Consider the following 23,398-nt stretch of genomic DNA (forward strand, 5'->3'; position numbering starts at 1 on the left):
TGGCCCGCCAGAAGCGGTCATGGAGAAATGCATCATGTGCATGCGGGGTGTGTAGGTCATAGGCAGATAGTGTTGGTGGAGGGCTGGCTTGTCAAATTTGAAGCGGAGGTAGAAAACACCACCCGATCATCTAAGCTCCCCACCAAAGTGTTGAACGCGCAAGTATCGAGCGGCCGGCTCAAGAAATAGCCTTGACCTTCGTCACACGACACCGCTTTCAGTAACTTCAGATGCTCGGCTGTTTCAATGCCCTCTGCGGTAACGGTGAGCGACAACGCGCGGCCCAAGCCCACAATGGCCTGGATGATCGACTTGTCACCCTCGCTTTCACCCAGCCTGTTTAAAAAGCTGCGGTCTATTTTCAAGCCATCGAATGGGAAGGCCCGCAGGTAGCTCAGCGAAGAATATCCCGTTCCGAAGTCGTCCATGGATATGCGCACGCCGAGGCGTTTGAGCGTACGCATTATCTCAAGCGCACCTTCAGCATCTTCGAGCATGACGTTTTCGGTAATTTCCAGCTCTACTCGGGCGGGAGCGATTCCAGAGTCGAAGAGTATTTTCTGGAGGCGCTCTACCAAATTGCCTCGCTTGAATTCGATGGGCGAAAGGTTAATCGATACGAACAGACTTTCCGGCCACCGCGCGGCGTACCTGCAGGCGGTATCGATGACCCAGTTGCTCAAGGAAAGAATCAGCCCGCTTTCTTCCGCAATGGGGATGAACCTGTCGGGTGATATCAAACCACGCTCAGGATGTTGCCAGCGTACCAACGCCTCGGCACCGACCATCTGACCGTCAGCGATGCGATAGCGCGGTTGGAAATGCAACCGCAGCTCTCCGTGTTTGATCGCAAAACGCAGGTCGCTTTCCAAACGGCGGCGCTCAATGATCTTCGCGTTCATATCGCCTGCGTAAAAGCGCCATGTATTACGACCGCCGGCCTTGGCTTCGTACAACGCAATATCCGCATAGCGAAGCAGCTCCGTAGCCTCGCGAGCGTCATTTGGCGCCATTGCGATGCCAATACTGGCGCTGACAAACACTTCCTGCTCTTCGATCTCGATAGGTCGCTCGATGGACTCGATCAGGCGGCGACATAGCGCCTCGACTTCTTCCTGGGAGCTCACATCGGTCAGGATCAGGACAAACTCATCACCCCCGACCCGGGCGACAAGGTCCCCGTGGCGCACGCGTTCAGCCAGGCGACTCGATATTTCGTTGAGTACCAGATCACCTGCCGCATGTCCGAACAGGTCATTCACCGGCTTGAATCGATCCAGGTCCAGACTGAGCATGACCAGCGGTTGTTTTACCGTTGGCAAAGCCTTGAGTTTACCGTCAAGAAACTCCTGAAGCCGTGTCCTGTTAGGCAACCCGGTAAGCGCGTCATGCTGTGAGAGAAATTCGATTCTGCGACGGGCTTCGACTTCCTCGGTGACGTCAGTTGCAGTACCCCGGAATCCTCCACCGGCCATTTCTCGCGCCGAAAGACGCGTGATTCTCTCTTGGCCTTTAGTATCGACGTAGCGGCACTGAACACTGATATCCGCGCGACGGTTCGGGATGCTGAGCCACTGAGATAACGTGCCTAATTCGGTGCTCAGCAGATCATCCATTGCCGCACCAATCCAAGCGTCCCTGGCGAGCCCAGTGACATCCTCAAATCGCTCGGATAGATAGGTGAAACGCCAATCGGCGTCTATTTCCCATACCCAGTCCGAGCTGGCTTCAACGACATCGCGAAAGCGCGCTTCGCTGGTGGCGAGGGCAGCCTGACTGCTTTGCAGTGATGTGTAGCTGGTGTCAAGCGCCTGTGCACCCGCGGTCGTGCGACGCAAGATGGCCCAGGTCATCAGCCACACCAAGAGCGCGGCGATGCCGATCAATGGCAACCCTAGTCCCAATAACCGCAGACCTGGCCTGGACGGACGCCAGTGCACACTACCGGCAGTACCGTTCTCGCCCAATGGAAAGACAGACGTTTTGCCGATTTCGTCAGAAGTGGCAATGTGCAGGCCATTCACCCCGTAATCCCTGCCTATCGTCTCGAGTTTGGCGCTGTCCAGAATGTCGACGAACATCAACACCGACGGCGACCTGTCATCAGGTACCACTGTCGGGTCAGTTCCCGGCGTAATCGCCGCGGCCGCGACCAAGGCTGGAACGCCTCCAACGAGAATGAAGGCGGTTGTCGGCGTTTCCGTTTCCGCGCCTTCACGGGCCTTTACGAGAATCGCGTCAATGGACTGCTCGAGCCACTCCTCGACTTCAACCGATTTCAACTCACCCTTGAGCACAGAGTAAACAGTGCGATTGACGTCGTTGAGGACAAACAAGCCCGGAAATCCAAAATCCGTGTAAAGCGTTGTCCCGACGTTTTGTCGTACGTACGCCCAGTCAGCGTCCATCTCAACATGCAGGTGCTTGTAAGCTTCACCCCAAAATGCGTAATCCTTGACGGTCGACCGCAGCGATTTTTCCAGCGATTGCATGGCCTTCTTCGTGTAGAAAGCACTTTCGACCTCCTCCGTTCGGTCTAAATCATGCGCAAGATAAACCAGTGAATAGCTGGCAAGGAAAAAAACGCCCGCCAAGAGACCCGCAAACTTGAACAGAGAAGCGCGTGCCAGCGATACGCTTGAACGATCGCTCGGTGTGCGGGGGATAGAAGGGAGATTGTTCGACATGGATTCCCGCTGGTCGTTGAGGCAAGTCGGCTGCATATCAAGTTATCGGCTGCAGTTGCTGAAGGGTGAGTGACCATGTGTCACCCGGGCTCATCTCCCCGCTGCCGGTTACAGTTTTCAAGTCCTGCGCTCAGCTTCAGCACCGCCAGCACCGCCAGCATCCGACCCGCCTGAGCGTCCAGCCCCAACTTGCAAAAGTTAGGCGAATGCGGCTTGATCGCCTTTAAACATTCACCGCATGTCTCGTCGCCAGGATCTATTTATGCCGCTGAGTTTTCATAAGATGCACGCCAATGGCGATGACTTCGTTATTGTGGACTCGCGAAACTCGGCCAATCCAATGACAAGTCTCATGGCTCGGCGAATGGGTGATCGGAACCGAGGCATCGGATTCAATCAACTCGCGGTGGTGCTCGATTGCGATGATGCAGATGCGCGCTTGATGTTTTGGAATGCAGATGGCTCCACGCTGGATGCCTGTGGCAGCGCAACGCGGGGCGCCGCAGATAGGCTGATGCGCGAATCAAATATGACTTTGATAGCGCTGCGAACCAACCGCGGTCTACTCACTTGCGAACGAACCTCAACCGGCGCAATTTCCGTCAACATGGGAGAGCCACTTTTCGGCTGGTCGGATATTCCCCTGGCTCTGGAACTGGATACTGCTGTTTTGCCCCTTGCCGGTGACCCAACAGCTTGCAGCATGGGAAATCCGCACTGCACCTATTTTGTCGATGATCTAACAGCCGTTGATATAGCGACAAACGGACCGACAATCGAAACCAACCCCCTATTCCCCCTCAGGACGAACGTGCATTTCGTCCAGATCATTAACCGAAATCACATTCGATTGCGCATTTGGGAGCGCGGGGGCGGTATTCCGCTGGGTTCAGGTTCCTGCTCTTGTGGCGCCGCTGTTAATGGGATTCGTCGTGGCTTGTTAGACCATTCCGTTGAGGTTGAATGTGATGGCGGAACCGTAACGGTTCAATGGGATGGCGTGGGTCCTGTCTTTCTCATCGGACCGGTAGAGACAACTTTTTCGGGAATAATCACGGATAGCTTATTACAGGTTTTATAGCTGCTTTGGCATTGATCCCGTGACTCAACGCGACACAAGCCTATGCCAAGAAATTCAACGCCCCCGTCCGCACCGGCGTGGACGTGCTGAAGGTTGAGCGCAATGTCGGTCGGCGGGGCTTTACCATCGAGACCTCTGAAGGCATGATCGAGGCCAACCGCGTTGTTGCCGCTACCGGACCTTTCCAGCGTCCGGTCATCCCGCCCATCGCGCCGAAAGATCAGCCATTCCTGCAGATCCACTCCGCCGGCTATCGCAACCCCGCGCAACTGCCCGAAGGTGCTGTTCTGGTGGTCGGCGCCGGTTCGTCGGGCGTGCAAATCGCCGATGAATTGCAGCGTGCCGGCAAGAAGGTTTACCTCTCGGTCGGCGCCCACGATCGCCCTCCCCGCGCTTATCGCAACCGTGATTTCTGCTGGTGGTTGGGCGTGCTGGGTGAATGGGATCAGGCGGCCATGAAACCCGGCCGGGAACACGTCACCATCGCGGTGAGCGGTGCGCATGGCGGCCGCACGGTGGACTTCCGTGGTCTCGCCCATCGCGGCATGACGCTCGTTGGCCTGACCCAATCGTTCAACGGCGCCGTGGCGACCTTTCAGCCGAACCTTGCCGACAACCTCGCTCGCGGCGATGAGAACTATCTGGCGCTGCTCAATGCCGCCGATGCCTACATCGAGCGCAACGGCCTGGACCTGCCGGAAGAGCCTGAAGCGCGCCACACCTTCACGGATCCGGAGTGCGTGACCAACCCGATTCTTGAACTCGACCTGGCCAAGGCCGGCGTGACTTCGATCATCTGGGCCACCGGTTTTGCCACGGATTACAGCTGGCTCAAGGTTGATGCCTTCGACGACAACGGCAAGCCGCAGCACCAGCGCGGCGTGTCGAGCGAGCCTGGCGTGTACTTCCTCGGCCTGCCGTGGTAGTCGCGGCGCGGCTCTTCGTTCATCTGGGGCGTTTGGCACGATGCCAAGTACGTGGCTGATCACATCGCCATCCAGCGTTCGTACCTCGACTACCACGATTCGGCGCAACGCGAGGCTGAATCCGCCCCGGTCGCCCATAAAACCACTGTCAGCGCCTAAGACTTTTCAGGAGCTTCAAATGTCCACGCCAACCCATACCCGTATTCGCATGTTCAACACCAAAGAAACCTACCCGAACCAGAGCCTGGACAACGACCTGTGCCAGGCCGTTCGGGCAGGCAACACCGTTTATGTTCGCGGTCAGGTCGGCACTGATTTCGAAGGCAAACTGGTAGGCCTCGGTGACCCGCGCGCGCAAACCGAGCAAGCCATGCGCAACGTCAAACAGTTGCTGGAAGAGGCCGGCAGCGACCTCAGCCACATCGTCAAAACCACCACTTACCTGATCGATCCGCGTTACCGCGAGCCGGTGTATCAGGAAGTTGGCAAATGGCTTAAAGGGGTGTTTCCGATTTCGACCGGGTTGGTGGTTTCGGCGCTGGGTCAGCCGCAGTGGTTGATGGAGATTGATGTGATTGCGGTGATTCCTGAGTAAGGAAGTAGACCGAGGCGCGGCCTTCGCGAGCAGGCTCGCTCCCACAGGGGGATCTTCAGCGAACACAAAATATGTGAGCGACACAGATCAAATGTGGGAGCGAGCCTGCTCGCGAAGGGGCCCGCCCAGACACCTCATTTGCCAAGGCAAACCAAGGAGTAAAACCATGACCTTCTCCATCGCCGTCCGTTGCCCCGAAACCGGTCAGTTCGGCATTGCGATCAGTTCCTCGAGCATCGCCGTCGGCGCACGCTGCCCCTGGCTGCTGCCGGGTGTCGGCGCCGTCTCCACACAAAACATCACCCTGCCGTCGCTCGGCCCGGAAGCCCTCGCCCTCATGGAGCAAGGCCTCGCGCCTGCCGAGGCGCTGGACAAAGTCCTGACCCGCAACGGCTACAGCCAATATCGCCAGATCACCGCGATTGACCATCTCGGCCGCACCGCGCACTTCAGCGGCTCGGAAACGTTGGGCAACCACAACGCCGTGTCGGGCGAGCAATGCGTGGCCGCCGGCAACACAACATGTTGGCGGATCGGTCGGTGATCGAGGCCATGGTCCAGGCGTTCGAGCATGGCGAAGGTCAACTGACCGACCGCTTGCTGGCCGCAATGAAAGCCGCCATCGCGGCGGGCGGCGAAGCCGGGCCGGTGCATTCGGCGGCGGTGGTGGTGGTCGGCGAGTTGACCTGGCCGATCATCAACCTGCGGGTGGATTGGGCGGATCACGATCCAATCGGCCAGCTCGAGAAACTCTGGAACGCCTATCGCCCACAGGTTCAGGACTACATCGACCGCGCCCTCGCCCCCGACAAATCCCCTGGCTACGGTGTCGCTGGAGACGATCGATGAGCAACAGCCTCGATTTGCTGAAAACGCTGGTGGCGTTCGACACCACGAGCCGCGAATCAAACCTGCACCTCATCGAGTTCGTCCGCGACTACCTCGAACGCTTCGATGTGCCTTGCGAACTGGTCTACAACGATCAGCGCAGCAAGGCCAACCTGTTCGCGACCATTGGCCCGGCGGATCGGCCGGGCATCGTGCTGTCGGGGCACACCGACGTGGTGCCCGTCGACGGCCAGCCGTGGACCGTTGCGCCGTTCGAGCTCACCGAGCGCGACGGCAAACTGTACGGGCGCGGCACGGCGGACATGAAAGGCTACATCGCCTGCGTACTCGCCCTGGTCCCGTCGCTGGTGATGGCCGCGCTGCGGCTGCCGGTGCACATCGCGCTGTCCTACGATGAGGAAGTCGGATGCCTGGGCGTCCGCTCGTTGCTGGCGGAGTTGGAACAGCGACCGGTTAAACCGATGCTGTGCATCATTGGCGAGCCGACCGAGCTCAAACCGGTGCTCGGTCACAAGGGCAAACTGGCGATGCGCTGCGATATTCATGGCGAAGCGTGCCATTCGGCGTACGCACCACTCGGGGTCAATGCCATTGAATACGCCGCTGAACTGATCGGTGAACTGGGGCGGATTGGCAACCGGCTCAAAGCGCCGGAACATCACGACGCGCGTTTCGATCCGCCGTTCAGCACGGTGCAAACCGGCGCGATTTCCGGCGGCAAGGCGTTGAACATCGTCCCCGCCGATTGCCGCTTCGACTTTGAAATCCGCGCCCTGCCCTCGCATGATCCGAGCGAGGTTGCGCAGGAGCTGAAGGCCTATGCCGAACTGCAGGTTTTGCCGCGCATGCGTGCCGTGAGTGAACAGAGCGAAATCCGCTTCAGCGAATTGTCGGCGTACCCCGGTTTGGCGACCGACGCACACAGCGAAGCCGCTGAATTGATCGCCGCTTTTTCGTGCTCACGGGAGTTCGGTACCGTGGCCTTCGGAACCGAGGGCGGCCTATTCAACGCAGCAGGCATTCCCACCGTCGTCTGCGGCCCCGGCAGCATGGACCAGGGCCATAAACCGGACGAATTCGTCAGCCTCGATCAACTGAACGGCTGCGATGAAATACTGCGGCGAATGCTGCTATCAATCAGCGAATAACGAAGATTTTGAATACCCCTAAATCCCTGTGGGAGCGGGCTTGCTCGCGATGAGGCCATGACATTCAACATCCATGTCGACTGTCACACCTTTCGCGAGCAAGCCCGTTTTCGCTTTGCCCGCCATCTCCACAAAGCTCCCAAATTTAATGAACCCCGCCCACACCTGCCCACCTAACTGAATGACTATCAGGAGGTGACTAATGCAAACCGAAACCATCTGGATCGTACTCGCCGCAATTCTTGTGCTGGTCGAGTTATGGGCAATCAACAAAGTGCGAAAAGCCGAAGGCAAATCCAGCAACAAACTCGTATGGATGGTGGTAATCGTCTTTGTACCGCTGTTCGGGCTGATAGCGTGGGCATTGGCGGGACCGAAACACACCGACCACAACCCGCATTCACCGCAGGCCAGGCAATGACGTCGGAGGGTGTGCGGTAAGGATTTTGGAACTGCGCAAACTCAAAGAACAAAGCCCCGAAGATTCGGGGCTTTGTTGTTTCCAAGCATTCGATCAGCGTGGAAGCCACCGAAAGACAAAATCTTCTGATCTTCCGATCCGAAAATCTTGTAGGAAACCGCCCTCTGTGGCGAGGGAGCTTGCTCCCGCTGGGCGGCGAAGCCGACCCAAACCCTGCCGATCAGTTAAACAACACCCAACCCCTGTAGCAGCTGGCGAAGCCTGCGTCCGGCTGCGCAGCAGCCGCAAACCCGCCACGCAAGGTCCACCTGACACTAAACAACCTCTGATTCCCGACTGTTTCTCTGCCGAATACAGGCTCCGCCATCAGCCACAAAACCCGAATTTACGTCCTACACACCCGTTTGCAGCCACCAAAATCGACGCCTATATTCGACGCGTCGCTGACCGCAGTTAGCGATTGGGTTTCGCAGCCCTACAGAATAGAATCAGCCGGCACCGTCATAAGACACCCAGGCGAGCTTCGCCTGCGTCGCAGTTTATGGCGGCTGTGCGTGGGAGACTTTCGAGTCTGCCGGGTTTGATTCTTTCCTGGTCTGCGAACCCGCGCACAGTTGCCACCCATTTTGTTTCGCAGCAAAAAGGTGGCAGTTCATTCCTTCATAAAGAATCTTATCCAATGACAATGAACAACCCGCCTCGCCGGTTCACCCCCATGTCCCAGTTCGCCACCGACTACCCCGTCCTCCTCATCGACAGTGACGCCCCGCTCCGCGAACTCCACAACTGCGTCAGCGAACGCCTCAACGCCGTCCTTAAATACCTGCACCTCATGGCCTGCACCAGCCTCCCCGACTACGCCGAAAACGACATTAACACCGTCACCAACATCGCCCGGATCATGGTCCAGGATGTGAGCGATGTGTTTCAAGTGATTGAGCAACGGGGGTTTGATTCGCCTAAGGGTCAGTGACGACATTTCAGCCGAAAAAACCCGCATTGTTCAGACTGTGTGAAAACCTAGCAATCTGCTCACCGGTTGAAGAAAATGCCCGTATCGCAAGATACGGGCATTTTTTTATGCGCTATATCCAAGGTGAAAACCGCTCCCAGAGCGCGCTTTTTCCACTCTCGCTGGACGAGCTCATTCCCGACGATCATCTGGTACGGGTGATCGAAGCCTACATTGCTCTTCTGGACTTTGAGCAGTTGGGCTTTGATAAAGCCAGACCCAAGGCCACTGGGCGCCCCTCGTACGATCCCGCCGATCTGCTCAAACTCTATCTGTACGGCTATTTTCAGCGCATTCGTTCTTCGCGGCGACTTGAGGCCGAGTGTCGGCGCAATGTGGAGGTCATGTGGTTGTTGGGCCGACTGGCACCTGACTTCAAAACCATTGCTGATTTTCGGCGCGACAACAGTGCCGCGTTCACCGCAACCTGTCGTGCCTTCGTTCGATTCTGCCGCCAGGCTGGTCTGATTGCCGGAGAGTTGGTGGCCATCGACGGCAGCAAGTTTCAGGCGGTCGCTTCCAGCCGCAAACACCTGACACCGAAAAAACTCCAGCACCGGGAAGCGGCGCTCGACAAGAAGATTGCGCGTTACCTGGCGCAACTCGATGAAGCGGATCGCGACGAAGAAGCAGAGTCGATCGACCGCTCAGCGGTACAGGCCGCGCTGGCCGAGTTGCAGGTAAAAAAGGCCAATAACCAGACCTGCCAAGCGCTGATGCAAGCTCAAGGTCTGGCTCAACACGTTGTTGGCGAGTCCGATGCGCAAAAAATGCGAACGGCCTCCGTCCCGCTGGTGGCTTACAACGTTCAAAGTGTTGTGGACGCGAAGCACTGCCTGATTTTGCACCACGAAGTCACTCAGGAAGGCACCGATAACCGCCAACTCGAACCGATGGCCAAGGCCGCTAAAGACGAGCTGCAGCAATCAAAACTCTGCGTCACAGCGGATGCAGGTTATTCCAATGGCGCCCAGTTCCAGGCGTGCGAGGACGCGGCGATCACCGCTTTTGTTCCGCCCAACAGAGCCAACAACCCTACCAGTGGTGAGGAGCAGTATTTTGACCGGACAGACTTCAGCTACAACAAAGATACCGATCAATATCAGTGCCCCGCTGGCAAACCACTGACACTGAAACAACTGAACAAAGGGGATCGAATCTACCAAGCGACCATCAGCGACTGCGGGAAATGCCCGCTGAAAAGCCGCTGCACCAAGGCTAAGCGTCGCTATCTGATGCGCCATGCCCATGAAGCGGCGTTTGAGCGAATGGAACAGCGGATGAAGGCCCATCCCGAGATGATGGTCTATCGCCGATCCATCGTTGAACACCCCTTCGGCAACCTGAAGCACTGGATCTTCGGCAACGGCCGGTTTTTGCTGCGCCAGCTGAAGGGGACTCGCGCAGAAATGGCGCTGGCGGTACAGGCCTACAACTTGAGAAGGGCTATCCAGGTGCTGGGAGCACGGAAGCTGATAGCGCTGATGGGCTGAGAGGCCCTTTGTTTTTTACATTCCAGAAAAGCAAATGCCCCGACAAGTCGGGGCATTTGCTTTAAGCCGCTGCGAACTGCGTTTTCACACAGTCTGATTGATGCGGGTTTTTTATTGCCGGTTTCTCAACCGTTTTTTGATAAAAATAAATCTGCTTTTAAAATAAACCATTCCTTTTATTTTTTTTGACCTTCGGGGGCAGGATAGGTCGATCGCAGCTTGCAGCTTTCGGGTAAAAGCGCGGCTCTCGCAGGCATACGATTCGGCTAGTGATATCATAGTGTCATGACGCTATGATGGTGCGGATCCGAACGAGCGAAGCTCTACGGTCTTCATTGGGGGAAAAGGACTTAGCTTATGAATGGATTAGAAGAATATTTCAATGAAAAACCACCCCTAGCATTACGTCACATGAATAGTTTTGAGAACCATTCCCACTCACGCATCCCAAGCGTATCACCTAGCTTTAGTAACACTGGTCTAAGTTACGAAAATCACGCATATCTCTTCGCCGCTAGCGCTTCGCAAAAACCCTTCTTTCCTCAGCCAAAACTAGGCCAAAATAACCCTTATAGCACTAAACATAAGTCGATGTCGGTCGAATCATTATTGCTAGACCGGATATGCTTAACCTTAAGCAAGTCTGCAACGAGCATAAAATGAAAAAAATTCAAAAGAAATTGAATTTCGAAATCCTAATTGACGATTTTTTCGAAAGCTTCAACTTGGATGTAGGCTTAACCCCTATAGAGAATAAAAAAGTTCTTGGGCTCTTGAATAATTTTGAAGATGGCGAATGGAGATTCTCTCACTTTCAAAACTTTATTTGGGACAATATTGCCGAGACGGCCCTCTCTCAAAGAGAGCGCGACAGTCTAGTTAATCATTCTTTACTCACTGCTGCAGCACAAAATCTTAGGCTAACTGACAAAGATAAAATAGGTGAAGGTAGTGAGCTTGCAGAAATTATTCTGTATGGCGTGATGAAACATCATTTTAACGCTTTACCAGTTGTCCCAAAAATATTTTATAAACAGAATCCTCAAGACAACGCGAAAGGGGCGGACAGCGTACACATTGTAGTAACCAAAGATGATTTCACTATTTGGTTTGGAGAAGCGAAATTCTATACCAGCATAGAAGACGTTAACCTCAACAGAATTGTTGATTCAGTAGCCAACTCCATAAAAACAGGCAAGTTAAAAAAAGAAAACTCAATAATTATAAACGTCAATGATATCGACCTTATCATCGACGACAAGCCTATGTGCTCACGCATTAGGGAGGCGTTGTCCCCCCAAGAGTCGATCGACTCCCTGAAAAGCAAAATAAATATACCCATCTTATTATTATATGAATGCAACATTACCAATGCACAGACAGAAATGAATCAAAGCTACAAGAACAGTATAATACAGCACCAGAAAGAAAGAGCTACTGCTTACTTTAAAAAACAATTATTAAAAATGCAGAGCTCCCATAAATATAGCGAAATCTGTTTTCACATCATTCTATTCCCTGTGCCCTCAAAGAAAAAAATAGTCGACAAATTCTTATCCAATGTAAAACATTACAAGGAACAGTAATATGGACATATTCACACACTGCTCCGACATCAACGATTTAATCAATTCAAATCGTGAAAACGATGCGAGAAATTCACTTATAAAACTTTTGGCTTATCACGAAGCAAACGACATTGACTACAGCCCACTAGTAAATCATTTGATACGATCTACAGGGCTTTACCCATACATAAAACAAGAAACAGCTACTTGGCAGGATAGATATATATATGAGGCCTTTAAGGTAGATACAGGCGCTGCAACGCCTCTTACTTTGCATCGAGAGCAGTCATACCTACTCAAGGCTCTACTGAATGGAGAAAGCTTGGCCATTAGCGCTCCGACCAGCTTTGGAAAAAGCTTCGTCATCGATTCATTTATTTCGCTCAAGAGACCAAAAAATGTAGTAATTATTGTACCAACCATTGCTCTTACTGACGAAACCCGTCGCAGGCTCCATACTAAGTTTTCAAATGAATACAAAATAATAACCACTACTGAGGCCACTCCTAGCGAGAAAAATATATTCATATTCCCACAAGAACGTGCAATTACTTATATCCCGAAGCTTCAAGAAATTGACATTTTAGTAGTTGATGAATTTTACAAGGCAAGTGCAACTTTCGACAAGGAACGGTCAGCTGCACTGATAAAATCAATAATAAATCTCGGTGCAATTTCAAAACAGCGATATTTTTTGGCCCCCAACATATCAAAGCTTACCGAAAACCCGTTCACGAAAGGCATGCGGTTCGTTTCTTTTGATTTCAATACGGTATTCCTGGAAAAGCATGACTTATACAAAGATATCGATAGCGAACTAGAAAAAAACAAGGCCTTAAGAAAAATACTAAAAAACAATACTGGAAAAACTTTAATATACGCGGGGACGTATGCAGACATAGACAAAGTGTCTAACTTAACAATTAGTGCTCTATCCGAGACAGAAAGCAAACTACTTGACCAGTTCTCAAAATGGGTCTCGAAGAACTATTCTAGTTCTTGGATCCTCGTCGAACTCATCAAAAAATCTACTGGCATTCATAACGGGCAGCTGCATCGTTCCTTAAGTCAAATTCAAATTAAGCTATTCGAAGAACCAAAGGGACTTAAAAATATTATTTCCACGTCTTCAATTATTGAAGGCGTCAACACATCGGCGGAAAACGTAGTTATTTGGAGAAATAAAAACGGCAGCTCTAAGCTGAATGACTTTACCTATAAGAATATCATTGGTCGTAGCGGTCGAATGTTTAAGCATTTTATAGGTCATGTCTACATCCTAGAAAAACCTCCTGAATCAATTGATACCTCTCTAGATTTAGTTTTGCCGGAAGCTCTTCTCAGCGACATTAACGAACAGGACTACAAAGGTGATTTAACGAAAGAGCAAATAGGGAAAATTATCGCCTATCGAGAAGAACTATCCGAAATCATAGGCACAAGTAACTTTGAAAACTTTCAGAATAACAATTCACTCCAGTGTAGCGGTTCAATAGTGAAAGCTATTGCAACTGACATATATGAACACCCCAATGATTGGCGTGGTCTCTCTTACTTAAACTCCAATGAGACTCATGCATGGGAGCCGTATTTGTATAAGCTGATAAAATTTCAACCTGGTAGCTGGGAAATTGAGCACAGTAGATTTGTAGCCTTCGTACAAGTCCTTTCAAAAAACTGGAGCAGGAGCATCCCGCAACTACTCAAAGAACTGGAAAAACACAGAATAGATGTTAACCTTTTCTTTAAATTAGAAAAAAATGCGACATTCAAACTCTCATCGCTACTGAAAGATGTTAACACCTTGCAAAAAGTAATACTGAAAAAGGCAAACATAGATATTTCCCCCTTCGCCTCAAAGGTTGCACATGCCTTTCTACCTTCGATAGTCTATCAACTTGAAGAGTATGGATTACCAAGAATGATTTCCAAAAAGCTCCATCAATCGGGAGTTTTGGATTTTGAAACACAAGATCTCACAATCCATCAAACAATAGATGAGTTCAATAAATTAGGATTGTCACAAATCAGAAGTCATACTGAAAACCTGACTTATTTCGAAATCTACATTCTCAAATATTTTTTTGAAGGCATTAGTAATCGTGAGTTTTAATCGACACGTTAAAAAGGTGATAGGTTTATTTAATTCAGAAACCTGTTACCTTATTCAATAATAAAACTAAACATTAATCCTACCCGGCATAAAAAGCAGAACCAAAATAGTTGACATTTATTTTTTGGCCGCGACGCGTCCTTCTAGACTGCAGGTCAAAGTAGAATTAAAACAGTCCCCTTTGCAGTTATTTGCAATGCGGGATTATGGACAGGCTTTGATAGGGCTGATAGCGTTCTGACTCCACGATCCTACTAGGGAAAGGTCATGCCTAATATTGTTGAATGGCGAGAGATTCGCGAAAACTTTAACCACACGGTTCTTTTAGGGAATGGAGCCAGCATGGCTGTCCATCCTGACTTTGGATACGGCTCGCTGTATGATGCTGCTAACCAGTTGGGGTTTCTTGATGGACCCGTTCGTACGGTTTTTGAACAGTTCAATACCTTTGACTTTGAATTGGTTCTTAGGCGACTTTGGTATACCTCACTGGTCAATGAAGCATTTGGGAATCAGCCTGGCGCTGTTGAACAAGCCTATCAACAGGTTCGTACTGCGTTGATTCAGACCGTGCGCGAAACACACGTGACATATGCGGATGCTGAAGATCATTTGCCTAATATTTATCGGTTTCTCAAAAGATTTGACTCTGTCATCTCGTTGAATTACGACTTAATTGTATATTGGTCAATCATGTTCGGTAACAGGACATTGGGTCGTTGGTTCAAAGATGGCTTCATGCCTGCTACCTTTCGCGATGATTGGGAGTCACTCAGAGAACCATTTGGCGCCGAAAGAGCAACCCTGGTTTTCTATCCTCACGGCAATTTGATTCTCACCCGTACCCCAGAGGGCAGCGAGGTAAAATTGGCCGGTGGTGATGAGCGCTTACTAGACGTGATTTTACAAAGATGGGAAGGGCGTGGCGCAATTCCCTTATTTGTATGCGAAGGAACAGCGGAGCACAAAAAGTCGGCTATCGAAAGTTCATCTTATCTTCAACGTGTTTATCGGGAAGTTATGCCTTCGCTCGAGGAGTCACTAGTTATCTACGGTTGGAATCTTTCAATACAAGATCAACATATACTCAGCCAATTACAGCGATCAAACGTATCTCGTGTTGCAGTATCAGTTAGAAATAATGATGCTGCTTATATACAGCGAGTTGAAGAAACTTTGAGCGGGATTGGGATTCGAGAAATTTACTTCTTCGACTCCGCTAGTGAGGGCTGCTGGATAAACTGAGATACGATACAGGCGTGAAACTTGATGTTCCGCGCCGAGCATTCATTACATTGGTGGATTCCGCCCCCCACAAAAAAGTTGACAAATTTATATTTTCAGCAAAACTTACGCGATAACCGCCTCTCATTTTTGACAATATATGAAGTAGCAGGAAAGCGAGGCGGAAATTTTTTCCAAAAAAGAAGCAAACGCTTGCTTATTTCGTCGAAATGTCGCTATTACAAGAAGCCTTTATGACTGACCGTTTAGCCATCTCTCAATCTATTGCTAAAAGCCAAAGTAGCGACACTATCTCATGGGCATTGATAGAAATAGTATCAAATCGCGTCGTAGCTATATTCCCCACTCAGTCGGAAGCTGCTCGATTGTTAAAAATACAAGGAAGCGGCTTTAAAGTAATTCGCGGAAAAACGGACAAAAAAACGATGACTTTTTCTTTTAACTGAATAGCTCAAGACAATGTTAGAATTCATAAAATTTGCTTCGTTAGTCATTGCAGCCATGCTTGGGGTTTATGGGAGTTTCTTCAACTTAAGAACAACCAATAAAAAGGTATCTTTCCATGGTTGGATATGCATTTTCGGAATACTTATTTGCGCAGCTACATCTGGCGCTCTACAGCTTCAAAGCGACGCAAAAGATGAAGAAGAAAGCATAAAACTACTTCAACAGAACAACTTATTGCTTGAAAATGCAAATAGAAATCTTACCCCACTCTCCCCCCTTGTAATTTCTATCAGTCTAAGGCCAGACTTAAAGTTAAAAACTATAACTCCGTTCCTTTCAGCATTAGAAAAAGCATCTGAAAATCTTGCTAAAAAGTTCGACACCTCATTAAAAAATAAAATTAGCCTATTGAAAACCAGCTTCGGCTCGCAATCAATGCCGACTTCAGAAAACCGAGCTAATAGAGCCTTTCTTGAAGCTACATGCAGTCAGGATACCTCTATTATTTTTTTTAAGTCCGCTATTGACACCAGTAACTTTGATTACTCCATAAGCCCTAAGTACGCATATGATTTAACGATAGAAATTAACAACCCATGCATGTGGTATGATCTTAAGTTCAAAGGAATACCGAATTTCAACCTCAACGAATTCGCAACATTAAACACTGTTTTCCTCAAAGGGAAAATTTTGGACGCACACACCGAGTTTAAACCGGTTAAAGTGTCTGGAACAAGTAGACAGTGGAAAGGAAACGGGCAAATAGTCTCAGTGTTGGACTTATTAAACAGCACCATGATAGTCCAACTTTACAACTGGGCTAGTGATGCTCGAAAGGGTTTTACAGCTTCTGAGGTGGGCGATCTCAGAAGAAAAACCGAATTGATTGAACTGCAAATAAAACTGCCAAACGGCGCGCTCCTGGTGTTCGATGAGGACAATTTAACTAGACACATTAATAAGCGTGGAGAGCCGTACTATTCGTTTATATTCCCTAGTACCCTCGACGAACTTTTAAAAATGACAAAGCATGACCCCATGAAGCTAATTCATAAGGCTGGGTTGCCAGAAGACAAATAAATAACCAGCTCATAATGCAAGAGCACTGAGCTAATTAGAGTTGCGTCGAAGGTAACGCGACCACAAAAAGAATTGTTCATCTTTATGGCTGCTTTGCTAACAAGGCAGCCACCGAAGCCGTCGTAGCATCAGAAGTTCGCCGGCGTATTCGCACTAATAATCTCAGCCTCATCCGCCCCAATATTCCGAAACCGATGCGGCAGTGTCGTTGGAAAGTAATACCCATCCCCAGCGTTGAGCACACTAATCTGCCCATCAACCGTCAGCTCAACCGTCCCACGTGTGACGAGCCCACACTCCTCCCCTTCCGAGTGCACAATCGGCTCTTCCCCCGAACTCGCCCCAGGCGCGTATTGCTCGCGCAACAACCGCATCTGCCGACTCGGCACCGAAGCGCCAATCAGCAGCAACCGCAGCCCATGACGGCCGAGATCCGGCTGCTCATTGGCGCGGAACACGTATTGGTGCTCGCGGGGCGGTTGGTCGAAGGTGAAGAAGTCCGCCAAGGACATGGGGATGCCTTCGAGCAGTTTTTTGAGGGAGCTGACGGAGGGACTGACGCGATTTTGTTCGATCAGGGAGATGGTGGCATTGGTGACGCCGCTACGCCGGGCCAGCTCGCGCTGGGACAGTTTGTAGCTTTCGCGTACTAGTTTGAGTCGTGAGCCCGTGTCCATGACAGCCTTATGCGAAGATACTTAAGGGTTATGGGGGTGGATGGCGGGCGACTTTTGGCCGCGAAAAACACCGCTTCCCTGTCCCGGAAATTTGAAAGGCGGGTATTAAATCACGTTTGGTGGTGTTGCTCAGCAGGTTCGATGTATGGGTGGGTAAAAAGGCCTTTGGTGGTGGGTCAGGCGATGTTGATGGCGGCTGGTATGGCCTCTTCGCGGGCAAGCCCGCTCCCACATTTGATCGGCGGTGTTTGCTGAGCCTGTGCACACCGTTAGTCCCTGCTCGAGATTGCGGTGTGTCTGGCGGTGTTAATGCTGACTGTGCTGCCGTCTTCGCGAGCAGGCTCGCTCCCACAGGTTGGTCCCGGTCGATCACAAATTTTGTGTACACCACAGATCTACTGTGGGAGCGGGCTTGCTCGCGAAAGCGGTGTGTCAGCCACTTCAATGGCGACTGACAGGGCCCCTTCGCGAGCAAGCCCGCTCCCACATTTGATCTGTGGTGTTACTACATTATCTGCTCCGGGCTTAGATGCCGAACCGGTCGCGCAGTGCGTAGTACGCGGCGCCCATGGCGGTGAGGGGGGCCTGGAAGGTGCGGCCGCCGATCATTGGCATGTGCGGGAGCGAGGCGAAGGCATCGAAGCGTTCGGCGTCGCCGCGGATCATTTCCGAGATCAGTTTGCCGGCCAGGTGCGAGCAGGTGACGCCGTGGCCGCTGTAGCCTTGCATGTAGTAGGCGTTTTTCTCGATGCGGCCGAATTGCGGCATGCGTGACATGGTCAGCAGGAAGTTGCCGGTCCAGCGGTAGTCGATCTTCACGTCCTTCAGTTGCGGGAAGGTCTTGAGGATTTTCGGTTTGATCAGTTGCTCGATGTCGTCCGGTTCGCGGGCGCCGTAGACCACGCCGCCGCCGTACAGCAAGCGGTTGTCGGCGGTGAGGCGGTAGTAGTCGAGCAGGTAGTTGCAGTCTTCGACGCAGTAGTTGTTTTTGATCAGGCTGCGCGCAACCTTTTCGGACAACGGTTCGGTGACGACGATTTGTGAACCGCAGGGCATGCTTTTGCTGGTCACGCGATTGTCGAGGCCCTGCGGCAGGTAGGCGTTGCCGGCGATCAGCAGGTACTTGGCGCGCACCACGCCTTTGGCGGTGCGTACGGTGATCGGTTCGCCGTAGGTGATTTCCACCGCAGCGGATTGCTCGTAGATTTTGCCGCCCAGGCCGATGATGGCCGAGGCTTCGCCGAGGGCCAGGTTCAGCGGGTGAATGTGGCCGCCCTGCATGTCGAGCAGGCCACCGACGTAGTTGTCGCAACCCACTTCGCGCTGGATGTCAGCCGCGTCGAGCATTTTCAGGTTCTTGTTGCCGTAGCGTTCCCAACTGCTTTTCTGCTCGGCCAGGCCTTTGAGCTGCTTCTTGTTCAGCGCAGCAAAGATGCCGCCCGGCTTGTAGTCGCACTGGATGTCGTAGTGTTGTATGCGCTGACGGATGATGTCGGCGCCTTCGAAAATCATGCTGCCGAGGACTTCGGCGGTTTTGTCGCCGTAGCGTTCTTCGATGACATCGACGTCGCGGCTGTAGGAGTTGACCAGTTGGCCGCCGTTGCGACCGCTGGCGCCGAAACCGACTTTGGCGGCTTCGAGCACGGTCACGCTGTAACCCGCTTCGGCGAGGAACAGCGCCGAGGACAAACCGGTGTAGCCGGCGCCGATCACGCAGACGTCGCAGTCCACCGCTTGTTCCAGCACCGGGAAGTCACCGGTGAAGTTGCGGGTGGCGGCGTAGTAGCTGTTTACATGTGTTGTTTGTTTCATACGTTTCTCCGATGGCCGCCGGCATCTGCCGGCGACCGCCGCTGTAAAAGTGTTAGAGCTTGATCCAGGTCGCTTTGAGTTCGGTGTATTTGTCGAACGCATGCAGCGATTTGTCCCGACCGTTACCCGACTGCTTGAACCCGCCGAACGGTGCGGTCATGTCGCCGCCGTCGTACTGGTTGACCCAGACGCTGCCGGCGCGCAAGCCGCGCGCAAAGGTGTGGGCTTTGCTCAGGTTGCTGGTCCACACGCCGGCGGCCAGGCCGAAGATGCTGTCGTTGGCAATCGCCAGCGCTTCATCGAAGGTGTCGAAGGTGATCAGCGACAGCACCGGGCCGAAGATTTCTTCACGGGCGATGGTCATGGCGTTGGTCACGCCGTCGAAAATCGCCGGCTCCACGTACAGGCCACCGGTGTCTTCGAGGGTGCGGCTGCCGCCCGCGATCAGTTGCGCGCCCTGGTCTTTGCCGATCTGGATGTAGCGCAGGACGTTCTCTAATTGACGCTGATCGACGACCGCGCCGACGGTGGTTTGCGGATCGAGGGCGTGACCCGGTTTCCAGGCTTGCAGCGCTTCCACCAGCAGTGGAATGAACTGCTCGCGGATCGAACGTTCCACCAGCAAACGCGAACCGGCGGTGCAGACTTCGCCCTGGTTGAAGGCAATCGCACCGGCCGCTGCTTGTGCTGCCGCGCGCAAATCCGGCGCGTCGGCGAACACCACGTTCGGGCTCTTTCCCCCTGCTTCGAGCCAGACGCGTTTCATGTTGCTTTGCCCGGCGTAGATCAGCAGTTGCTTGGCAATCGCGGTCGAGCCGGTGAAGGCCAGCACGTCGACGTCCATGTGCAACGCCAGCGCCTTGCCGACGGTGTGGCCGTAGCCCGGCAGGACGTTGAACACGCCTTTCGGGATGCCGGCTTCCAGCGCCAATTGCGCAATGCGGATCGCCGTGAGTGGCGACTTTTCCGAAGGTTTGAGGATGAACGAGTTGCCGGCCGCGAGGGCTGGGGCGAACTTCCAGCTGGCCATGATCAACGGGAAGTTCCACGGCACGATGGCGGCGACTACGCCCGTAGGTTCACGGGTGATGAGGCCGAGCTGGTCGTGCGGTGTCGCGGCGACTTCGTCGTAGATCTTGTCGATGGCTTCGGCGCTCCAGCGGATCGCGTTTGCGGTCGCCGGGATGTCGATGTTCATCGAGTCGCTGATCGGCTTGCCCATGTCGAGGGTTTCGAGCAGGGCGAGTTCTTCCTGGTTGGCCAGGATGAGGTCGGCGAAGCGGATCAAAATGCGTTTGCGTTCTGCCGGCGCCAACCGCGCCCAGATGCCGGATTCGAAGGCACGGCGCGCGACGGCGACTGCCGCATTGGCGTCGGCTTCGTCGGTGCTGGCGACGTTGGCCAGGAAGCGGCCGTCGACCGGGCTGATGCATTCAAAGGTGGCGCCGCTGAGTGCTGCGCGGTATTGGCCGTCGATGAATGCGCGGCCTTCGATGGATAAGGACTGGAAGCGTTGCTCCCAGTCGCTGCGAGTGTTTGTCATGGTTGTGACTCGACGCAGAGGAGTAAGTGATCGTTGGAATGAATGCCCTGTAGGAGCTGCCGAAGGCTGCGATCTTTTGACTTTGCTTTTTAAGATCAAGATCAAAAGATCGCAGCCTTCGGCAGCTCCTACAGGGTTACCACCAGCCGTCAGACGGTATGCAAGTACCAGTTGTACTCAAGGTCAGAGATGGAGTTCTCGAACTCGGCCAGCTCGCTTTCCTTGCACGCCACGAACACGTCGATGTACAGCGGGTCGATGTAGCGCGACATGACTTCGCTGTCGTCCAGCTCGCGCAGTGCATCGCGCAGGTTGTTCGGCAGGCTCTGCTCGTTTTGCTCGTAGCTGTTGCCTTCGACCGGTGCGCCCGGCTCGATCTGGTTGGTCAGGCCGTGGTGAATACCGGCCAGGACCGACGCCATCAGCAAATACGGGTTGGCATCAGCGCCCGCCACGCGGTGTTCGATACGCACGGAGTCCGACGAACCGGTCGGCACACGTACTGCCACGGTACGGTTGTCGATGCCCCAGCTTGGCGAGTTCGGCACATAGAACTGCGCGCCGAAGCGACGGTACGAGTTAACGTTCGGGCAGAGGAACGCCATCTGTGCCGGCAGGGTCTCGAGCACACCGCCGATCGCGTGACGCAGTGCGGCGTTCTGCTCGGGATCCTCGCTGGCAAAGATGTTGTTGCCTTCTTTGTCGAGAATCGAAATGTGCACGTGCAAACCATTGCCCGCCTGGCCCGGATACGGCTTGGCCATGAAGGTGGTGTCCATCTCGTGGTCGTAGGCGATGTTCTTCACCAGACGCTTGAGCAACACCGCGTAGTCGCAGGCCTTTATAGGGTCGTTGACGTGATGCAGGTTCACTTCGAACTGCGCCGGGGCGCTTTCCTTGACGATGGCGTCGGCAGGAATGCCCTGCTCTTTCGCGCCTTCGAGGATGTCTTGCAGGCAATCGACGTATTCGTCCAGGTCGTCGATCAGGTAGACCTGGGTCGACATCGGACGTTTGCCGGAGACCGGCGAGCGTGGCGATTGCGGACGACCGTTCACGTTGTCCTGGTCGATCAGATAGAACTCGAGTTCGAACGCGGCGCAGATGGTCAGGCCCATTGCATCGAACTTGCTCACGACCTGACGCAGCACTTCGCGAGGGTCAGCGAAGAACGGCTGGCCTTCGAGTTCGTGCATGGTCATTAACAGTTGCGCGGTTGGGCGCTTCTGCCATGGCTCGATGCTGAGCGTATTAGGGATGGGAAAGCAGATTCGGTCTGAGTCACCGATGTCCAGACCCAGGCCGGTGCTTTCCACCGTAGAACCGTTGATGTCCAGAGCAAACAGTGACGCCGGGAGGTTGATGCCTTTTTCGTAGACCTTATGAAGACTGGTGCGCTCGATGCGCTTACCGCGCACCACACCGTTCATATCCGCAATCAGAAGGTCGACGTACAAAACCTCAGGATATTTCTTAAGGAATGCGTTTGCTTCGTTGAGTTGAACGGCACGCAGAGGGACCGACATTTTGCACCTATTAGCTGTTAATTATTATGTTCACTACGGTTTGACGAGCCCAGTCAACCCGAACGGCAAAGTGAAGTCAATAGCGAACACCCAGCCTCTCATCCTTTATTTTCTGGCCATTTATGGGCACGAGAGTGCCAATTAAGTCTTGCGCACCGCGTAAATCCTGAAGATCAGACGTGCGGCGTTTAGAATTTTTTACATGAGAGTTGTTAATTAAAATCAACAAGGCTAAGCTCCGGAAAAGCTCGTTCAAGTGTGAAACTTCGAGGTGATAAAAATGGCACTCAAGCCATTAATCGGCGTTACAGCGTGCGTCAAACAGATTGGCCTGCACCCCTACCATGTCAGCGGCGACAAGTACTTGCGTGCTGTCAGCGTCGCGGCGTTGGGGCTGCCGGTCGTCATTCCTTCTTTAGGCGATCTGACCGAAATCGAGGACCTGCTCGCGCAGCTCGACGGTCTGTTGCTGACCGGCTCGCCCTCGAATGTGGAACCCTTCCACTATCAAGGCCCCGACAGCGCCCCCGGTACGGATCACGATCCGCAACGGGATGCCACCACCCTTCCTTTATTGCGTGCAGCCATTGCGGCCGGCGTGCCGGTGCTCGGCATCTGCCGGGGCTTTCAGGAAATGAACGTGGCGTTTGGTGGCAGCCTGCATCAGAAGGTCCACGAACTGCCCGGCATGCTGGATCACCGGGAAGCGAATCATCCGGACCTGGCCGTGCAGTACGCAGCGGCTCATGCGGTCAACGTTCAACCGGGCGGTGTGTTCGATGCGCTGGATTTGCCGCAGGTGTTCCAGGTCAATTCGATTCACAGCCAGGGCATCGACCGGCTGGCTCCCGGCCTGCGCGCCGAAGCGGTCGCGCCGGATGGTTTGATCGAGGCGATTTCGGTCGAGCACAGCAAGGCTTTCGCCGTCGGCGTGCAATGGCACCCGGAATGGCAGGTGCTTTCGAACCCTCCTTATTTGAGTATTTTCCAGGCGTTTGGCGAGGCGTGCCGGCAACGGGCGGCGCTGCGCAATACGCGCTGACTTGACACGCGATCAACCCATTTACTGCCCTCGTGAGTCAGGCGGGCGTGCCTTTGCGCGCCGGTCCCTCACGACAACAACAAACGCGATAACAACAAGTACCACCAGGCAGCCAGGACGGCGGCGCCGAATA

17 protein-coding genes and 2 pseudogenes are annotated in these 23,398 nt (G+C 53.2%); 14 read left to right on the forward strand and 5 right to left on the reverse strand.

Going from position 1 to position 23,398, the window contains the following annotated elements; translation table 11 throughout:
* Window positions 1-56 precede the first annotated feature (56 nt).
* Window positions 57-2,687 carry a bifunctional diguanylate cyclase/phosphodiesterase gene (locus tag ACYZTX_RS18825; protein WP_462035347.1) on the reverse strand — a complete coding sequence of 877 codons (2,631 nt, stop codon included), beginning with the start codon at window positions 2,685-2,687 and terminating at the stop codon, window positions 57-59.
* 262 nt (window positions 2,688-2,949) lie between these two features.
* Here ACYZTX_RS18825 and dapF point away from each other — a divergent pair, with 262 nt between their 5' ends.
* The 13 genes and pseudogenes from dapF (at window position 2,950) to ACYZTX_RS18890 (ending at window position 16,665) form a co-directional block, all read left to right on the forward strand.
* The gene (gene dapF, locus ACYZTX_RS18830; RefSeq protein ID WP_462035348.1) at window positions 2,950-3,768 is read left to right on the forward strand and encodes a diaminopimelate epimerase; all 819 of its coding nucleotides are present in this window, start codon (window positions 2,950-2,952) and stop codon (window positions 3,766-3,768) included.
* Between the two features lie 35 nt (window positions 3,769-3,803).
* Window positions 3,804-4,853: pseudogene (locus tag ACYZTX_RS18835) on the forward strand (flavin-containing monooxygenase); the annotation flags it as partial.
* Between the two features lie 19 nt (window positions 4,854-4,872).
* The gene (locus ACYZTX_RS18840; RefSeq protein ID WP_201202981.1) at window positions 4,873-5,289 is read left to right on the forward strand and encodes a RidA family protein; all 417 of its coding nucleotides are present in this window, start codon (window positions 4,873-4,875) and stop codon (window positions 5,287-5,289) included.
* Between the two features lie 166 nt (window positions 5,290-5,455).
* Window positions 5,456-6,138 (forward strand): annotated as a pseudogene (locus tag ACYZTX_RS18845) (DUF1028 domain-containing protein).
* Window positions 6,135-7,286: an acetylornithine deacetylase gene (argE, locus tag ACYZTX_RS18850; protein WP_462035349.1), complete on the forward strand. Its 1,152-nt coding sequence runs from the start codon at window positions 6,135-6,137 to the stop codon at window positions 7,284-7,286. The pseudogene ACYZTX_RS18845 and the gene argE overlap by 4 nt, the downstream one beginning before the upstream one ends.
* A 202-nt stretch (window positions 7,287-7,488) precedes the next feature.
* Window positions 7,489-7,707 carry a PLD nuclease N-terminal domain-containing protein gene (locus ACYZTX_RS18855; protein ID WP_150657405.1) on the forward strand — a complete coding sequence of 73 codons (219 nt, stop codon included), beginning with the start codon at window positions 7,489-7,491 and terminating at the stop codon, window positions 7,705-7,707.
* Window positions 7,708-8,386: 679 nt separating this feature from the next.
* Entirely contained in the window at window positions 8,387-8,680 is a 294-nt protein-coding gene (locus tag ACYZTX_RS18860) for a fructose-bisphosphate aldolase (RefSeq protein ID WP_462035350.1), read from the forward strand.
* A gap of 107 nt (window positions 8,681-8,787) precedes the next feature.
* Complete coding sequence (locus ACYZTX_RS18865; RefSeq protein ID WP_462035337.1) at window positions 8,788-10,212, forward strand: IS1182 family transposase; 1,425 nt, start codon at window positions 8,788-8,790, stop codon at window positions 10,210-10,212.
* Window positions 10,213-10,871: 659 nt separating this feature from the next.
* The gene (locus ACYZTX_RS18870) at window positions 10,872-11,798 is read left to right on the forward strand and encodes a HamA C-terminal domain-containing protein (protein ID WP_462035351.1); all 927 of its coding nucleotides are present in this window, start codon (window positions 10,872-10,874) and stop codon (window positions 11,796-11,798) included.
* A gap of 1 nt (window position 11,799) precedes the next feature.
* A complete protein-coding gene (locus ACYZTX_RS18875; protein ID WP_462035352.1) occupies window positions 11,800-13,893 on the forward strand; it encodes a DEAD/DEAH box helicase in 2,094 nt (697 codons plus the stop codon).
* Between the two features lie 267 nt (window positions 13,894-14,160).
* A complete protein-coding gene (locus ACYZTX_RS18880) occupies window positions 14,161-15,138 on the forward strand; it encodes a DUF4917 family protein (RefSeq protein WP_462035353.1) in 978 nt (325 codons plus the stop codon).
* Window positions 15,139-15,371: 233 nt separating this feature from the next.
* Window positions 15,372-15,584 carry a hypothetical protein gene (locus ACYZTX_RS18885; RefSeq protein WP_462035354.1) on the forward strand — a complete coding sequence of 71 codons (213 nt, stop codon included), beginning with the start codon at window positions 15,372-15,374 and terminating at the stop codon, window positions 15,582-15,584.
* A gap of 13 nt (window positions 15,585-15,597) precedes the next feature.
* Window positions 15,598-16,665 (forward strand): hypothetical protein, encoded by a 1,068-nt coding sequence (locus tag ACYZTX_RS18890; protein WP_462035355.1) that lies wholly within the window; start codon window positions 15,598-15,600, stop codon window positions 16,663-16,665.
* A gap of 128 nt (window positions 16,666-16,793) precedes the next feature.
* Here ACYZTX_RS18890 and ACYZTX_RS18895 read toward each other — a convergent pair whose 3' ends face one another.
* From ACYZTX_RS18895 to ACYZTX_RS18910, 4 genes are all read right to left on the reverse strand, one after another.
* Window positions 16,794-17,342 carry a cupin domain-containing protein gene (locus ACYZTX_RS18895; protein WP_007895886.1) on the reverse strand — a complete coding sequence of 183 codons (549 nt, stop codon included), beginning with the start codon at window positions 17,340-17,342 and terminating at the stop codon, window positions 16,794-16,796.
* A gap of 525 nt (window positions 17,343-17,867) precedes the next feature.
* Window positions 17,868-19,154, reverse strand: a complete 1,287-nt coding sequence (locus ACYZTX_RS18900) for an NAD(P)/FAD-dependent oxidoreductase (protein WP_462035356.1) — start codon at window positions 19,152-19,154, stop codon at window positions 17,868-17,870.
* A gap of 52 nt (window positions 19,155-19,206) precedes the next feature.
* A complete protein-coding gene (locus ACYZTX_RS18905; protein WP_462035357.1) occupies window positions 19,207-20,697 on the reverse strand; it encodes an aldehyde dehydrogenase in 1,491 nt (496 codons plus the stop codon).
* A gap of 149 nt (window positions 20,698-20,846) precedes the next feature.
* Window positions 20,847-22,223: a glutamine synthetase family protein gene (locus ACYZTX_RS18910; protein ID WP_462035358.1), complete on the reverse strand. Its 1,377-nt coding sequence runs from the start codon at window positions 22,221-22,223 to the stop codon at window positions 20,847-20,849.
* Between the two features lie 280 nt (window positions 22,224-22,503).
* Here ACYZTX_RS18910 and ACYZTX_RS18915 point away from each other — a divergent pair, with 280 nt between their 5' ends.
* Entirely contained in the window at window positions 22,504-23,265 is a 762-nt protein-coding gene (locus tag ACYZTX_RS18915; protein WP_462035359.1) for a gamma-glutamyl-gamma-aminobutyrate hydrolase family protein, read from the forward strand.
* Window positions 23,266-23,398 lie beyond the last annotated feature (133 nt).

Source organism: Pseudomonas sp. MDT1-17, from assembly GCF_054898105.1.

Bases quoted from the DNA above. Each gene is read 5' to 3' on its own strand.
- argE (WP_462035349.1), top strand. From the start codon at position 6,135: ATGAGCAACAGCCTCGATTTGCTGAAAACGCTGGTGGCGTTCGACACC.
- ACYZTX_RS18870 (WP_462035351.1), top strand. From the start codon at position 10,872: ATGAAAAAAATTCAAAAGAAATTGAATTTCGAAATCCTAATTGACGAT.
- dapF (WP_462035348.1), top strand. From the start codon at position 2,950: ATGCCGCTGAGTTTTCATAAGATGCACGCCAATGGCGATGACTTCGTT.
- ACYZTX_RS18855 (WP_150657405.1), top strand. From the start codon at position 7,489: ATGCAAACCGAAACCATCTGGATCGTACTCGCCGCAATTCTTGTGCTG.
- ACYZTX_RS18890 (WP_462035355.1), top strand. From the start codon at position 15,598: ATGTTAGAATTCATAAAATTTGCTTCGTTAGTCATTGCAGCCATGCTT.
- ACYZTX_RS18910 (WP_462035358.1), bottom strand. From the start codon at position 22,223: ATGTCGGTCCCTCTGCGTGCCGTTCAACTCAACGAAGCAAACGCATTC.
- ACYZTX_RS18895 (WP_007895886.1), bottom strand. From the start codon at position 17,342: ATGGACACGGGCTCACGACTCAAACTAGTACGCGAAAGCTACAAACTG.
- ACYZTX_RS18825 (WP_462035347.1), bottom strand. From the start codon at position 2,687: ATGTCGAACAATCTCCCTTCTATCCCCCGCACACCGAGCGATCGTTCA.
- ACYZTX_RS18865 (WP_462035337.1), top strand. From the start codon at position 8,788: ATGCGCTATATCCAAGGTGAAAACCGCTCCCAGAGCGCGCTTTTTCCA.
- ACYZTX_RS18885 (WP_462035354.1), top strand. From the start codon at position 15,372: ATGACTGACCGTTTAGCCATCTCTCAATCTATTGCTAAAAGCCAAAGT.
- ACYZTX_RS18900 (WP_462035356.1), bottom strand. From the start codon at position 19,154: ATGAAACAAACAACACATGTAAACAGCTACTACGCCGCCACCCGCAAC.
- ACYZTX_RS18840 (WP_201202981.1), top strand. From the start codon at position 4,873: ATGTCCACGCCAACCCATACCCGTATTCGCATGTTCAACACCAAAGAA.
- ACYZTX_RS18880 (WP_462035353.1), top strand. From the start codon at position 14,161: ATGCCTAATATTGTTGAATGGCGAGAGATTCGCGAAAACTTTAACCAC.
- ACYZTX_RS18905 (WP_462035357.1), bottom strand. From the start codon at position 20,697: ATGACAAACACTCGCAGCGACTGGGAGCAACGCTTCCAGTCCTTATCC.
- ACYZTX_RS18915 (WP_462035359.1), top strand. From the start codon at position 22,504: ATGGCACTCAAGCCATTAATCGGCGTTACAGCGTGCGTCAAACAGATT.
- ACYZTX_RS18875 (WP_462035352.1), top strand. From the start codon at position 11,800: ATGGACATATTCACACACTGCTCCGACATCAACGATTTAATCAATTCA.
- ACYZTX_RS18860 (WP_462035350.1), top strand. From the start codon at position 8,387: ATGACAATGAACAACCCGCCTCGCCGGTTCACCCCCATGTCCCAGTTC.